Genomic DNA, 12,999 nt, shown 5'->3' on the forward strand with positions numbered 1-12,999 from the left:
TATGCAACTTACTCACGGCTTACTCGGTTCCCGATTCCGGCCATGAACGAGGCAGGATTGTGACCATGTCCAACACTCCTATGGCAGCGAACCCGCTCACCCGGGCCGTCCTCGAGATCGACGAGTACGCCTCCGGTCTCGGCTGGGACCAGCCCGCTCGCCTCTTCGCCCTCGTCGACACCGCACGGCTGCGCACCCAGGAACCGGCTCTCGCCGCCCAGCTCGGTCTGGAGGACGAGCCCGCGACCACCGGTCTCACCCCGATCGAGCAGGACGAAGTGCCAACGGACAAGGCGCTGGACGAGTTCCTCGGCACCATCGCCTGGCCGGACGCGGTGGTCGGCTGCGCGCTCACGGTGGAGCGGCTGATGCTGCCGCCGTCCGCCGAGTCGCAGGTCCCCGAGGGGATGAGCGAGGCCAGGCTGACCAAGTGGGTGGCGAGCCACCCCGACCGCCAGGAGGTCCGGATGACGGTTGCCGTGCTGCGCGACGGCAGCCGCGACTCGGCGGTACGCCTGCGTGAGAAGGACTCGCCGACGGAGGTCCTCACCGGCCCCGAGCTGGTCCCGGGCCTGGCGGACGCGCTGAAGGCGACGTTCGAGGACTGAGACCGTCGCCGGACGGCACCCGGCACCGGGGGCGCCCCTCGTCAGGAAGGGCGCCCCCGGCCGCGTACCCGCCGGCTCAGCCCTTGGTGGTGCACTTCGGCAGGGCGCCGGTGTCTCCGCTGCGGATGTCCTTGAGGGCGCCGAGGGCGTCGTCGATGGTCTTGACCTTGACCAGGGTGAGCCCGCCGGGGGTGTCCTTGGCGGCCTCGGCGCAGTTGTCGGCCGGGGTCAGGAAGTACTGGGCGCCCTTGCTGCGCGCGCCGATGGTCTTCAACGAGATACCGCCGATCGGACCGACCGTGCCGTCGTCGTCGATCGTGCCGGTACCGGCTACGAACTTGCCGCCGGTGAGGCTGCCCGGGGTGAGCTTGTCGTAGATCCCGAGCGAGAACATCAGCCCCGCGCTCGGCCCGCCGACATCGGCGAGCTTGATGTCGATGGAGAACGGGAACGTGTGATCGGTCCCGGCGGAGATCCCGACGATGGCGCGCTTCTGGCCGCTGTCGTCGGAGGTGGCGGTGGTGATGGTGACGTTCTGCGTCTTGGTGGCCGTCTTGTTCGCCTTCACGGCGGCGGCCTGCTCCTTGGCCGGGACGACGGTGAAGACGACCTTGTCGCCGGGCTTGTGCTTGGTCACCAGGGTGGCGACGTCGGCCGGCTGCTTGACCGCCGTGCCGTCGACGGCCTTGATCACGTCACCGGCGTGCAGCCTGCCCTCGGAAGGCGAGCCCTTGAGGACCGTCGACACGATCACCCAGGACTTCACCGGGACATCCAGCTCCTTCAGGGCGGCGACCTTCGCGCTCTCCTGGGACTCGCTGAACTCCTCGGCGTTCTCCTGCGTCGACTGCTGCTCCGTCTTGCCGTCCGGGTAGAGCGTGTCGTGCGGCACGACCTTGTTGTCGTGCGAGAGCCAGCCGTAGACCGCCTCGACAAGATTCATCTTGTAGTCGGCACTGGTGACCCTCACCGTGGTCATGTTCAGATGCCCGGAGGTCGCGTAGGTCTTGTGACCGGAGATCTGCAGCACCGGCTCGCCGTCGTGGTTCCCGAGCGTGTTCACGGTCGGGCCGGGAGACATCTCCGAGTACGGCACGTTGATGAGCACTCCGGCGCACAGGAGCGCGATCAGCATCAGAGTGGAGGCGAGCATCGTCGCGGTGCGGCGTGGCATGCAAAGACAGTACGGGACGGGTCTGTCAGCGCACCGTCAGGGCCACCCGTCACACGCGCCTCAGCCGCCGGAGCGGGACTTCTCCATGGCCTCGCGGAAGCGCGCGTACCCGTCGAGTTCCGGCCCGTCGCTACGCGCTCTCCTCGTCCGGTTGGCCCAGCTGCCCCACAGACCGGCACCGACCGCCGCCACAAGCGGAATCAGCAACCAGACGAGCGCCGCCATGCCGACCTCCCAACCCCATGAGCGTCCGCGACTGACTGATCAGCAGATTAATCACCCGCACTGACAACGCTCACGCGAGGGGTACGGTTACGCAAGCGGAAGCCGGACAGGGGCCCTTCAGCAGGCCCCGACCCATTCCTCCGTCCCATCCGAGAACTTCTGGTGCTTCCAGATGGGCACCTCGTGCTTGAGGTCGTCGATCAGCTTCCGACAGGCTTCAAAGGCGTCGCCCCGATGCGGACACGACACGCCGACGACCACGGCGAGATCACCCACCCGCAGGTCCCCCACCCGATGCACGGCGGCAAGCGCCCGCACCGGGTACTCGGCGACGACCTTCTCGGCGATCCGCCGCATCTCGCTCTCGGCACTGGGGTGACACGAATACCCGAGCGCGTCCACGTCGGCGCCCCCGTCGTGGTTCCGCACGGTCCCCACGAACAGCGCGATCCCGCCGGCCGCGTCGTCCCCCACGGCCGCGAAGACCTCGTCCACGGAGAGCGCACTCTCCCGAATCCCGATCAGCTTCACGGGATCGACGGCGCCCCGCTCCCCAGGATGATCACTCACAACAGCCATACCCCCATCGTGCCGCAAGCCCAGGACCACACGGAATACCGCCATCACCAGGCACACACACGCACAGCTTTGGAGACTCCTACAGTGCCGGTGCCACCCCCGCACCCACCAGCCCGTCCGGCGCCCGAGGACGAAAGCCGGTCCGCACCCTCGCCCTCCCAGCCCGTCCGGCGTCCGAGGACGAAAGCCGGCCCGCACCCCCACCCTCCAGCCCGTCCGGCGTTTGAGGACGAGGCCGTTCAGGCCGAAGCGGGGGTCCGGGGGCGGCAGCCCCCGGAACGGGCGGTCGAAGGGGGCCCACCCCCTGGAGGACGGGACGGGCAGGGGCGGCGGGGGCGAGACTCCCCCCTCAGATCCGCCGCCGCGCCTTCCGAGCCCGCCGCACCACGGCCGCCGCCCCCAGCAACGCGACCGTCGCCCCCGCGGCCCCCGCAGCCGTCGCGTCCTTACGACCGAGCCGCCGCCCCACAACCGTGTGCCGCCCAGCCACCTCCTCCAGCAACTCGGCCAGCACCTCCTCGTTCGTCCACCCCGGCCGCCACCCGGCGTCATGCAGCCGGCTCCCGCTCACCACCCACGGATACATCGTGTACGCGAGATCCCCGGCCGGCGACGGCGTCAGCCCGATCCGGTGCAGCCGAGCCGCGGCGCCCAGCGCCACCGCCGACGGCAGCTCCATCCGCCGGATCCCGCTGAGCTCCTCGACCTCCTCCTGCTCCAGCCACCCGTCGCAGCCGACGGCGAGTTCCCCGTCGACCTTCTCCAGGACGGCGTACTCCAGCGCACTGCACAGATCCTCGACGTGACAGAACTGCCAGGCGGGCCGCGACCCGGCGACGACAAGCAGGCGGGGCGACTCGAAATACCGGGTCAGCGCGGTGTCCGTCCCTCCGACGAGCACCGCGGGGCGCACGACGGTGACATTGAGCCCGGGGTGCGCGCGGGGCGCCCGGCGCGCGAGCCGCTCGATCTCCAGCAGGTCGCCCACGCCGGTGGCCTCCGCGGTGGCACGCAACTCCGCGTCCTCCGACAACGGCAGCTCGTTCTCCGGAAGCGCGCCGTAGACCATCGCGGAGGTGCACAGCACCACGCGGTGCACCCCGGCGGCGGCCGCCGCGGTCAGCACGGTCTGCGTCCCCCGCACGTTGTAGGCCGTACGAGCGGCCGAGTCGGTCTCCAGATCCAGGTCGAGCGCGAGGTGCACCACCACATCGGCCCCACGGAGCTTGTCCGCGATGGCCGGATCCCGCACGTCCAGGATGTGCCACTGGGCGTCCGCGCACTCCCCGCGCCGCTCGTCGATGGCGATGACCTGTTTGATCTCCTGGGACGCGGCCAGCCGCTCGGTGAGCAGCGCGCCGACCCCGGTCGCGGCGCCGGTCACGGCGACGACGGGCCCGCGCACCGCGGGAGGGGTTGAGTGGTTTCGCGCTGCGCGAACCTGCGGATCTGGGGAACTCACCGGGCGTCTCCAGCGGTTGTCTTCAGTACGAGCGCGTGTGACGCGTACGTACCAGGTGGCATCCATCCTGCCGCAGGCCGACTGTCGGCGAAGCACCGAGGCCCGATCGGGTCGGGGTGTCTACGCTGGGTGGTGTTGTCGGGCAGCCGCGCCGCCGGAGAGAACCGGTGGCCTTACCAGCCGAGGATTCCCGTGAGTGACACCCCATTCGGTTTCGGCCTTCCGCCGGAGGAGCCGGAAGACGGCGACGAGGGCAAGAAGAAGGACCAGCAGAGCGGTGGTGGGCAGGGACCGGCCAACCCGTTCGGTTTCGGCACGCCCGGTGGCGGCGGCTTCGGCGGCCCCGGCGCCGACAATCCGTTCGCTGCCATGTTCGGTTCACTGAACCCCACCGACCTGGGCGCGGCGTTCCAGCAGCTGGGCCAGATGCTCTCGTACGAGGGCGGCCCGGTGAACTGGGACATGGCCAAGCAGATCGCCCGCCAGACGGTCTCCCAGGGCACCTCGGACGGCGTAAAGGACGCGAGCGTCGGTCCCGCCGAGCGCACCGCGGTCCAGGAGGCCGTCCGGCTGGCCGACCTGTGGCTGGACGACGCGACGTCGCTGCCGTCCGGTTCCGGTTCGGCCGTGGCGTGGTCGCGCGCGGAGTGGGTCGAGGCGACGCTGCCCGCCTGGCAGGAGCTCGTCGACCCGGTCGCCGAGCGGGTCGGCGCCGCGATGGGCGACGTCCTGCCGGAGGAGATGCAGGCCATGGCCGGCCCGCTGATCGGCATGATGCGCTCGATGGGCGGCGCCATGTTCGGCACCCAGATCGGGCAGGCCGTGGGCGTGCTCGCGGGCGAGGTCGTCGGCTCGACCGACATCGGCCTGCCGCTGAGCCCGGCCGGCAAGGCCGCGCTGCTGCCGGTGAACATCGAGGCGTTCGGCAAGGACCTCGGCGTGCCGAAGGAGGAGGTGCGGCTGTACCTCGCGCTGCGCGAGGCGGCCCACCAGCGCCTGTTCGCGCACGTGCCGTGGCTGCGCTCGCACCTGTTCGGCGCGGTCGACGGGTACGCGCGCGGGATCAAGGTCGACACGGCCAAGCTGGAGGACGTGGTCGGCCAGTTCGACCCGCAGAACCCCGAGCAGCTCCAGGACGCGCTCCAGCAGGGCATGTTCCAGCCGGAGGACACGCCCGAGCAGAAGGCCGCCCTGGCCCGTCTGGAGACCGCTCTGGCGCTCGTCGAGGGCTGGGTCGACGCGGTGGTCCACGCGGCCGCGAAGCCGCGTCTGTCGTCCGCCGACGCGCTCCGCGAGACCCTGCGCCGTCGCCGCGCCACGGGCGGTCCCGCGGAGCAGACCTTCGCCACGCTGATCGGCCTGGAGCTGCGCCCGCGCCGGCTGCGCGACGCCTCCCGCCTGTGGGCCTCGCTCACGGACGCGCGCGGTGTCGACGGCCGGGACGCGCTGTGGGCGCACCCGGACATGCTGCCGACGGCGAGCGACCTGGACGACCCGGACGGCTTCGTCCACCGCGAGCAGCTGGACTTCTCCGAGCTGGACAAGATGCTCGGTGAGGCCGCGCAGAAGCCCGACCTGCACAAGAAGGACGACCAGGAAGACCAGGCAAAGGGCGACGACACCGAGTGAGCCTGTACGACGACGCGGTCCTCGTCCTCAAGGGGTACGAGGGCCAGGCCGGACTGCGCCAGGCCTACCTGGACCACCTCGCGGCGCACCCGGACGGCATGTGGAAGGCCTGTCACGCCGGCCATGTCACGGCGAGCGCGCTGGTCGTCGACCCCGAGCACGGCCGGGTACTGCTGACCCTCCACAAGAAGCTGCGGATGTGGTTGCAGATGGGCGGCCACTGCGAGCCGGGCGACGCCACCCTGGCGGCGGCGGCCCTCCGGGAGGCGACCGAGGAGTCCGGCATCCCCGGGCTGACGCTGCTGCCGGGCGGCCCGGTCCGCCTGGACCGGCACGCGATCCCGGCGCCGTGTCACTGGCACTTCGACGTCCAGTACGCGGCCCTCGCCCCGCGGGGCGCGGCCCACGCGATCAGCGACGAGTCCCTCGACCTGCGCTGGTTCGCCTACGACGAGGTGCCGGAGGTCGCCGACGACTCGGTCGTACGGCTGCTGGAAGAGACCCGCGCGCGGCTCTGACCTGCAGCTTCTGAAGACGTCGGCGCATGTGTAAGGGGCGCCCGCAGTGGCGGCCGCCCCTTACCTTTCAGGCCCTTTCAGGGGCCCTTTCGGGCTCTCAGCTCCAGACGTTGCCCTGGTTCATGCCGCGCGCGCCCTGCTGGCCCATGCCGAACTGGGCGGCGACGCCCTGACCGATCTGGGCGTGCTGCGGCGGCAGCAGTTCACTCGGCTGGACCAACGCGAAGCCACTTCCCATGAAACTCAGCTCCCAGCCCTCCCCGGTGCTGCCCCGGCGCCGCCACACGCCCGAGGAGTGCGTCTGGGCCTGCATCTGGACGCGCAGCCCGGTGGACCAGGCGACGATCGCGTCGGCGTCGCAGTTGACGTACTTGTCGGGCGTGACCTGCATCAGCAGCGGCGCGCCCGAGGTCATCAGGGCGACCTTGCCGCGTCCGGTGATGTTGAGCTGGTACTTCCCGGACCCGGAGATGCCGTAGAGGCTGTCGACGGCGACGACCTCGTAGTGCAGCGAGGAGTCCATGGCGAGGACGTAGCCGCTGTCCACGGTCAGACCGTCCTGCTCGACGTCCAGGACGTGGATGTGCTGGGCGAGGTTGGCGAAGTAGACCGTGCCCTGCCCGTGGCAGCGCATCAGGTCCAGGCCCTCGCCGGTGTACGCACGCGCGCGTGCCTGGTTGTGGCCCTGGTACTCGGCGTCGAACTCGACGAGCCCCTGGTAGGCGACCATGGTGCCCTTGCGGGCGAGGATGTCGTCGTGGCCCTCCAGGACAACCCGCAGCATCTGCTTGTTCTGCAGGCTGTAGCGGCCTGGGGCCTGGGAGTCGTTGAAGGCGAAAAGCGGGCTCTGCATGGTTTCCTGACTCCCCCTCAGCCCCGGAACCGGAGGCGGTCGGTGCTGTCCTCGCTGGGCTGGACGACGACGATGCCCTGGCCGGAGAAGGCCATCTGGTAGGCCTCGCCACTGCCCCGGCCGATCAGCGACTGCGCCTTGAAGCTGCGCTTGCCCTTGACCTTGAGGTTCGGCGACCAGGCGACCAGTGCGTCCGGGTCGACGTACGTCTCGTCCTCGCCGCCTCCGCAGTCGACGACGATCGGCTTGCCCCGGGAGGTCAGCGCGACCCAGCCCTGCCCGGAGATCTTGGTGTTCCACAGGCCCTGGCCGGCGAACTTCGCCAGCCCCTTGACCCGCTCCACGCCCCACGTGAGATGCGCGTCGAAGGCGAGCAGGTTGGTGGCGTTGACGGAGATGCCGTCGCCGTTGAGGTTGATGACGACGACGTCGGCGCCGTAGTCGGCGAGGTAGAGCAGGCCGTCGCCGGAGCACTTCATCAGGGGCGCGCCCTCGCCGGTCGCCCAGTCGCGGGCGATCTGGCGGACGGCCGGCGGGTTGGGCTCGTACTGGACGAAGCCTTCGTAGGCGACCATCGAGCCCACGCGCGCGAGGAGGTCGTTTCCGGTCTGCATGGCGACCTTCAGCATGTTGTTGCCGTGGTTCTCCATGCGGGCGGTGACGGGTGCGGGGGCGTAGCCCGCGAGCGGCTGGTTCATGACGGGCTCCCTCAGACCTCGTACGGCTGGACGACGATGAAGTTGCCGGGCGCGCCCCGGAACTGCAGGTTGACGCTCTCCCCGGTGTCGCCCGGATAGGCGTTGCGGCGCATCCGCACCTGGCTGGAGACGATCACCTGGGAGGCCGCGGACCAGGCGACCACGGCGTTGCAGTCGGCGAACGTCGTCGGGGTCACGGGCAGCACGACGGGGGTGCCGTGCGTCTTGACGACGATCGTGCCGGTGCCCTGGAACTGCATCGTGAACAGCGCGCCGCCGGGGATGCCGTGCCCCTCGATCCGGCGGACCTCGTACTGCAGGCCCTCGTCGAAGGCGAGGACGCTCTCCGCGGAGACGCAGATCGCGTCGCCCTGGAGCTCGATGGGGTGCAGATGGGCTGAGTTCTCGGCGAGGAACACCTGGCCGTGGCCGGTGCAGCGCATCAACTGCATCTCCTGGCCGGTGGCGTTGCCCACGATCCGGCCGGCGAATCCGGCGCCCTTGTAGCTGAAGTCGACCTTGCCCTGGTAGAGCACCATGCTGCCCTGCCGGGCCAGCACCGGCTGACCGCCCATCCCGAGGTCGACGCGGACGAGCTTCTTGTTCTGCTGCGTCCAGCGCTGACCGGTCGGCGTCTCCTTGAACTTCTGGAGCGCGGCGCTCACCCCGGCACCGCCCTGCGGAGCACCCTGCGGGACGCCGTAGCTCTGCTGCTGACCGGGAACCTGCCCGAACGGCGCCTGCTGGCCGTAGCCCGGGGGCGGGGTCGGGGCCTGGGGCGCCTGCGGGTATCCGGGCGGCGGGGCGGGAGCCTGCGGAGCCGCCGGGGGCTGGCCGTAGCCGGGCGGGGCGGGCGGCTGGCCGTAGGGCGCGGGCGCCGGGGACGGAGGCGGCACCGTGCCGGGGACCGGCGGGGTCAGCGGGGCGATGACGGTGGGCGCGCCGTGCATGTTCGAAGCCGGCACGGGACCGGGCGGCGGGGGCGGGGTGAAGCCCTGCGGGACGGGAGCCGGAGCCGGAGTCGGCGTGGGAACAGGCGCGGGCGCGGGCGCGGAGGGGACCCCGAACGCCGGCGGCGCGAAGCCGGGCGCGGACCCGGTCTGCGGCTGCTGCGGCTCCGGCGCGGCGGGCGCCTCCTCCTCCGCCACCTCGCCGCCGAAGTTCTTCAGCAGCGCCTCCAGACCACCGTCGAAGCCCTGGCCGACGGCGGCGAAGCGCCACACGTCCTTCAGGTAGAAGTCGCCGAGCATCACGGCGCGCTCGGTGGAGAACTCCGAGCCGTTGAAGGAGTACCGGGCCACCTCCTCGCCGCCCGCGACGATCCGGATGTATCCGGGCGCGACCTGCGACATCTGCCCGGCGCCGTCGATGGTCGCCGTGAACGCCAGCTTCTGGATCCGCGACGGGATCCGGTCCAGCGTGATCCGGAAGGACTCCGTGTCGCCCGCCTGCGCACCCAGCAGCTGGATGGACTCCTCGGGCGACTTCGGCTGGTTGAAGAAGACGAAGTACCGGTCGTCCGACAGCCGTTCGTCGGCGTCGAGGCCGAAGCAACTGATGTCGAAGGTCAGTCCGGGGCCGGAGATCTGCACGCCTACGTACAGATCCGTGCCCGCCGTGAGGTCACTGATCCTGGCCTTGTGGCCGCGTTGGAATTCCCTGGCCATGCGTTACGACCGTCCCCCATCCCGAATGCGAGTGCGTCGCGCCAGGCTAACGGCTAACTCGGACATCGGAAGAAGTCGGTACAGACCCGGTACACAACCGCGCTCAGCGACCCCGGAGGGAGCGCTCCCGGGGTGTGTCACTCATCACGCGCGCCGGGCACCTGGGGCAGCCGGTCGGCCGCGACCACCCCTTCGAGGTAGCCGCGGGCCCGCTCGGTCCGCGGGTACGCCTCCAGCAGCCGCCAGAACCCGGGGCCGTGCCCGGGCACCAGCAGATGCGCCAGTTCATGGCAGAGCACGTAGTCGACGACGTACTCGGGCATACCCTGGAGCCGGTGCGAGAGGCGGATGCTGCCCTCGGACGGGGTGCACGAGCCCCAGCGGGTGTTCTGGTTGGTGACCCAGCGCACCGAGGCGGGGCGGGCCCGGCCGCCGAAGTACTGGGCCGACAGCCGCTCGGCACGCTCGGCCAGTTCGGCGTCGCCCAGCACTCGCTTGCTCTCCTGGGCAGCGAGTTTGTTGAGCATGACGGTCACCCAGCGTTTCTCCTCCGCCTCGGACATCCGGGCGGGGATCAGCACGACGGTGCGATCGCCCTCGCGGTACGCGGAAACGGTCCGGCGGCGCCGGGCGCTTCTGCGAACCTCGATCGCGCTCGCCCCCAAGCCGCTGGGCGGCTGGCTCGTCGTGCTGCGCTGTGGCTTTCCGGCGCGGTGCAGTGGGTCGGCGGGCACGCCCCGACGTTACCCGCTGCACATGCGGGAAGTCCCGGGTCCGGGACGGTTCGGTGCTGATCCCCCACCATGCGTTTGATTTGTACGACGAATACCCACTGCCTGTGGACAACTTTCGGCGCCCACCGGGCGGCCCGGGCATCCTGGCACTCGTCGGCGGAGCGTGACCGGCTCCATCGGCACACGGGGACGTTCCGTGACCTTTCGACAGATACGGGGGCCTGTCATGCATCCGTTGGTGAAGCCCGCGCTGCGGCGCGGCTGGCGCGATCTCAACACCGTGCAGTTCGGGATGACTCCCGCGCACGCGATGACACTGGGGCCGATGGACACGGCGACCGGGAGCTTCCTGGACCTGCTCAACGGCGCCCGGGGGCTCGCGCTGCTGCGCGAGGAGGGGCGCCGCATGGACCTGCCGGACGGGCATGTCGACGCTCTGGTGGACCGGCTGTCCCGGGCCGGGCTCGTCGACGACGCGCAGGGTGGCGGGCCGGCGGCGCAGGCGTTGCGCGAGAAGAAGGAGGTGCTGGAGCGGTTGCGTCCCGATCTCGCCTCGCTCTCCCTGATCACTCCGGAGCCCGGTGGCGCGATCGGCCGGCTGGCGGCCCGGCGTGCGCTGCGGGTGCGGGTGCAGGGCGCGGGCCGGGTCGGTGTCACGCTGGCCGCGCTGCTGTCGGGCGCGGGCGTCGGCGAGGTCGACGTGCGGGACGTGGGCCGCGTCCAGTCGTGGGACGTGGCGCCGGGCGGGCTGCCCGCGGAGGCGATCGGCGAGCGCCGCGACGAGGCCGCGCGCAGAGTCGTCCGCCGGGCGGCCCCGGACCGCCCGCCCCGCCGCCCGGACCCGTCGGCGGAGGAGCCGGGCCTCGCACTGGTGATCATCGCCCCGCGCGACGACGTGCTGGTGCACGCCCCGGACGCGCGCGCCGCCGAACCGCTCATGGCCTCGGGGACCCCTCATCTCTACACGGGTGTCGTGGAGGGCACGGGCGTGGTCGGCCCCCTCGTCCTGCCTGGTGGGACAGGGTGCGCCCGCTGCCTGCACGAGCACCGCACGGACCGGGATCCGGCCTGGCCGCGCCTGATCGCCCAGTGGCGGTCCGGGCAGGCCCGCCGGGTGGCCGCCTGCGATCTGACGCTGGCGACGGCCGTGGCCGGGCTGGCCGCCGCGCACGCCCTGGCCTTCCTCGACGGAGAATCGCCGACCGGCGCCGGGGCGCGCTGGGAGGCGTCCGTGCCGGCTCTGCACTGGCACGCGCGGCCGGTCTGGCCGCACCCCGCATGCCCGTGCGGGGCGGCGGAGAAAGCTAAGGGGGAGCACTCCTCAACCAACGGGGATCCACACGCGACAATGGTGGTGCAACGGCCGTCGGCGGAGCGAGGACAGCACGCGGACGCGGCACGGCCGACTGGGACTTGGAGGGCGCATGTCTGATCTTCCCCGGAAGGCGGTCACCCGGACCGCCAAGCTCGCCGCGCTCCCGCTCGGCTACGCCGGCCGGGCAACCTGGGGTCTGGGCAAGCGCATCGTGGGCGAGTCCGCGGAGATCGTCGGCCGGGAGCTGCAACAGCGCACCGCGGAGCAACTGTTCAAAGTCCTGGGCGAGTTGAAGGGAGGGGCGATGAAGTTCGGGCAGGCCCTGTCCGTCTTCGAGTCGGCCCTCCCGGAGGAGATCGCCGGCCCCTACCGGGCGGCTCTCACCAAGCTCCAGGACGCCGCGCCGCCGATGCCCACCCGCACCGTGCACTCGGTGCTCACCGAGCGTCTCGGGGAGGACTGGCGGGAGCTGTTCCTGGAGTTCGAGGACAAGCCCTCGGCGGCGGCCTCGATCGGCCAGGTGCACCGGGCGGTGTGGCAGGACGGCCGGGTGGTGGCGGTCAAGGTGCAGTACCCGGGAGCCGGCGAGGCCCTCCTGTCCGACCTGGGACAACTGAGCCGCTTCGCCCGCCTGTTGGGTCCGCTGATCCCCGGTATGGACATCAAGCCGCTGATCGCGGAGCTGCGCGACCGGGTCTCCGAGGAGCTGGACTACTCCCTGGAGGCGCAGGCCCAGGCGGCGCACGCGGAGGAGTTCGAGGGCGACCCCGATGTGGTGGTGCCCGCGGTGGTGCACCAGTGCGACCAGGTCCTGGTCACGGAGTGGATCGACGGGATACCGCTCTCCGAGATCATCTCGGGGGGTACGCAGGAGCAGCGCGACCGGGCCGGTCAGCTCCTGGCCCGGTTCCTGTTCTCGGGCCCGGCCCGTACCGGCCTGCTGCACGCCGACCCGCACCCCGGCAATTTCCGTCTGCTGCCCGGTGCGCCGGAGGACGAGGAGGAGTGGCGCCTCGGTGTGCTGGACTTCGGCACCGTCGACCGCCTCTCCGGCGGCCTGCCCAGCCCGATCGGCGACTCCCTGCGGATGACGCTGGACGGTGACGCCGAGGCGGTCTACGAGCTGCTGTGCGCGGAGGGGTTCGTCAAGGAGTCCATAGAGCTGGACCCCGACGCCGTCCTGGACTACCTGCTGCCGATCATCGAACCGGCTCAGGTCGACGAGTTCACCTTCACCCGCAACTGGATGCGCAGCCAGGCGGCCCGCATCGCCGACCCTCGCAACCCCGCCCACCAGCTGGGCAAGCAGCTCAACCTGCCGCCGGCCTACCTCCTCATACACCGGGTGACCCTGAGCACCATCGGCGTGCTGTGCCAGCTGGGTGCGACGGTACGGCTGCGGGAGGAGCTGGAGGCGTGGCTGCCCGGGTTCGTGCCCGAAGAGCTCGAAGAGCTCGAAGAAGCCCTGGAAGCCGAGCTGGAAGCCGAAGAGGACGGGGAAGTGGAAGAGACCGAGGCGGCCGTGGAGGCTCAGTAG

Annotated in this window: 13 protein-coding genes; 5 read left to right on the forward strand and 8 right to left on the reverse strand. The window is 71.2% G+C overall.

Annotation, left to right across the window (positions count from 1 at the left end; all coding sequences use genetic code 11):
* Positions 1 to 65: 65 nt before the first annotated feature.
* Complete coding sequence (locus tag KVT45_RS38205) at positions 66 to 608, forward strand: PPA1309 family protein (RefSeq protein ID WP_254647964.1); 543 nt, start codon at positions 66 to 68, stop codon at positions 606 to 608.
* Between the two features lie 76 nt (positions 609 to 684).
* Here KVT45_RS38205 and KVT45_RS38210 read toward each other — a convergent pair whose 3' ends face one another.
* From KVT45_RS38210 to KVT45_RS38225, 4 genes are all read right to left on the reverse strand, one after another.
* Complete coding sequence (locus tag KVT45_RS38210; protein WP_217553785.1) at positions 685 to 1,782, reverse strand: PDZ domain-containing protein; 1,098 nt, start codon at positions 1,780 to 1,782, stop codon at positions 685 to 687.
* Between the two features lie 60 nt (positions 1,783 to 1,842).
* Positions 1,843 to 2,007, reverse strand: a complete 165-nt coding sequence (locus KVT45_RS38215) for a hypothetical protein (protein ID WP_181806927.1) — start codon at positions 2,005 to 2,007, stop codon at positions 1,843 to 1,845.
* Between the two features lie 117 nt (positions 2,008 to 2,124).
* Positions 2,125 to 2,586 carry a molybdenum cofactor biosynthesis protein MoaE gene (locus KVT45_RS38220; RefSeq protein ID WP_217553786.1) on the reverse strand — a complete coding sequence of 154 codons (462 nt, stop codon included), beginning with the start codon at positions 2,584 to 2,586 and terminating at the stop codon, positions 2,125 to 2,127.
* Positions 2,587 to 2,935: 349 nt separating this feature from the next.
* Positions 2,936 to 4,048 (reverse strand): SDR family oxidoreductase, encoded by a 1,113-nt coding sequence (locus KVT45_RS38225; RefSeq protein WP_217553787.1) that lies wholly within the window; start codon positions 4,046 to 4,048, stop codon positions 2,936 to 2,938.
* A gap of 192 nt (positions 4,049 to 4,240) precedes the next feature.
* On the opposite strand from KVT45_RS38225, the gene KVT45_RS38230 reads away from it, so the two are divergent.
* Positions 4,241 to 5,677, forward strand: coding sequence for a zinc-dependent metalloprotease (locus tag KVT45_RS38230; protein WP_217553788.1), 1,437 nt, complete (start codon positions 4,241 to 4,243; stop codon positions 5,675 to 5,677).
* Positions 5,674 to 6,195, forward strand: coding sequence for an NUDIX hydrolase (locus tag KVT45_RS38235; protein WP_217553789.1), 522 nt, complete (start codon positions 5,674 to 5,676; stop codon positions 6,193 to 6,195). Before KVT45_RS38230 ends, KVT45_RS38235 begins: the two co-directional genes overlap by 4 nt.
* 97 nt (positions 6,196 to 6,292) lie before the next feature.
* Here KVT45_RS38235 and KVT45_RS38240 read toward each other — a convergent pair whose 3' ends face one another.
* From KVT45_RS38240 to KVT45_RS38255, 4 genes are all read right to left on the reverse strand, one after another.
* On the reverse strand, positions 6,293 to 7,048 hold the full coding sequence (locus KVT45_RS38240) for an AIM24 family protein (protein WP_217553790.1): 756 nt from the start codon (positions 7,046 to 7,048) through the stop codon (positions 6,293 to 6,295).
* A gap of 17 nt (positions 7,049 to 7,065) precedes the next feature.
* A complete protein-coding gene (locus KVT45_RS38245) occupies positions 7,066 to 7,746 on the reverse strand; it encodes an AIM24 family protein (protein WP_217553791.1) in 681 nt (226 codons plus the stop codon).
* 11 nt (positions 7,747 to 7,757) lie between these two features.
* Entirely contained in the window at positions 7,758 to 9,413 is a 1,656-nt protein-coding gene (locus tag KVT45_RS38250; RefSeq protein ID WP_217553792.1) for a TerD family protein, read from the reverse strand.
* Between the two features lie 137 nt (positions 9,414 to 9,550).
* On the reverse strand, positions 9,551 to 10,147 hold the full coding sequence (locus KVT45_RS38255) for a M48 family metallopeptidase (RefSeq protein ID WP_217553793.1): 597 nt from the start codon (positions 10,145 to 10,147) through the stop codon (positions 9,551 to 9,553).
* A 226-nt stretch (positions 10,148 to 10,373) separates the two neighbouring features.
* Between KVT45_RS38255 and KVT45_RS38260 the strand changes: the two genes are divergently transcribed.
* Both KVT45_RS38260 and KVT45_RS38265 read left to right on the forward strand, forming a co-directional pair.
* A complete protein-coding gene (locus KVT45_RS38260; protein ID WP_217553794.1) occupies positions 10,374 to 11,579 on the forward strand; it encodes a TOMM precursor leader peptide-binding protein in 1,206 nt (401 codons plus the stop codon).
* Complete coding sequence (locus KVT45_RS38265) at positions 11,572 to 12,999, forward strand: AarF/ABC1/UbiB kinase family protein (protein ID WP_217553795.1); 1,428 nt, start codon at positions 11,572 to 11,574, stop codon at positions 12,997 to 12,999. The genes KVT45_RS38260 and KVT45_RS38265 overlap by 8 nt, the downstream gene beginning before the upstream one ends.

This window comes from Streptomyces sp. GbtcB6, from assembly GCF_019091475.1.
Taxonomy (GTDB): Bacteria; Actinomycetota; Actinomycetes; order Streptomycetales; family Streptomycetaceae; genus Streptomyces; species Streptomyces hyaluromycini.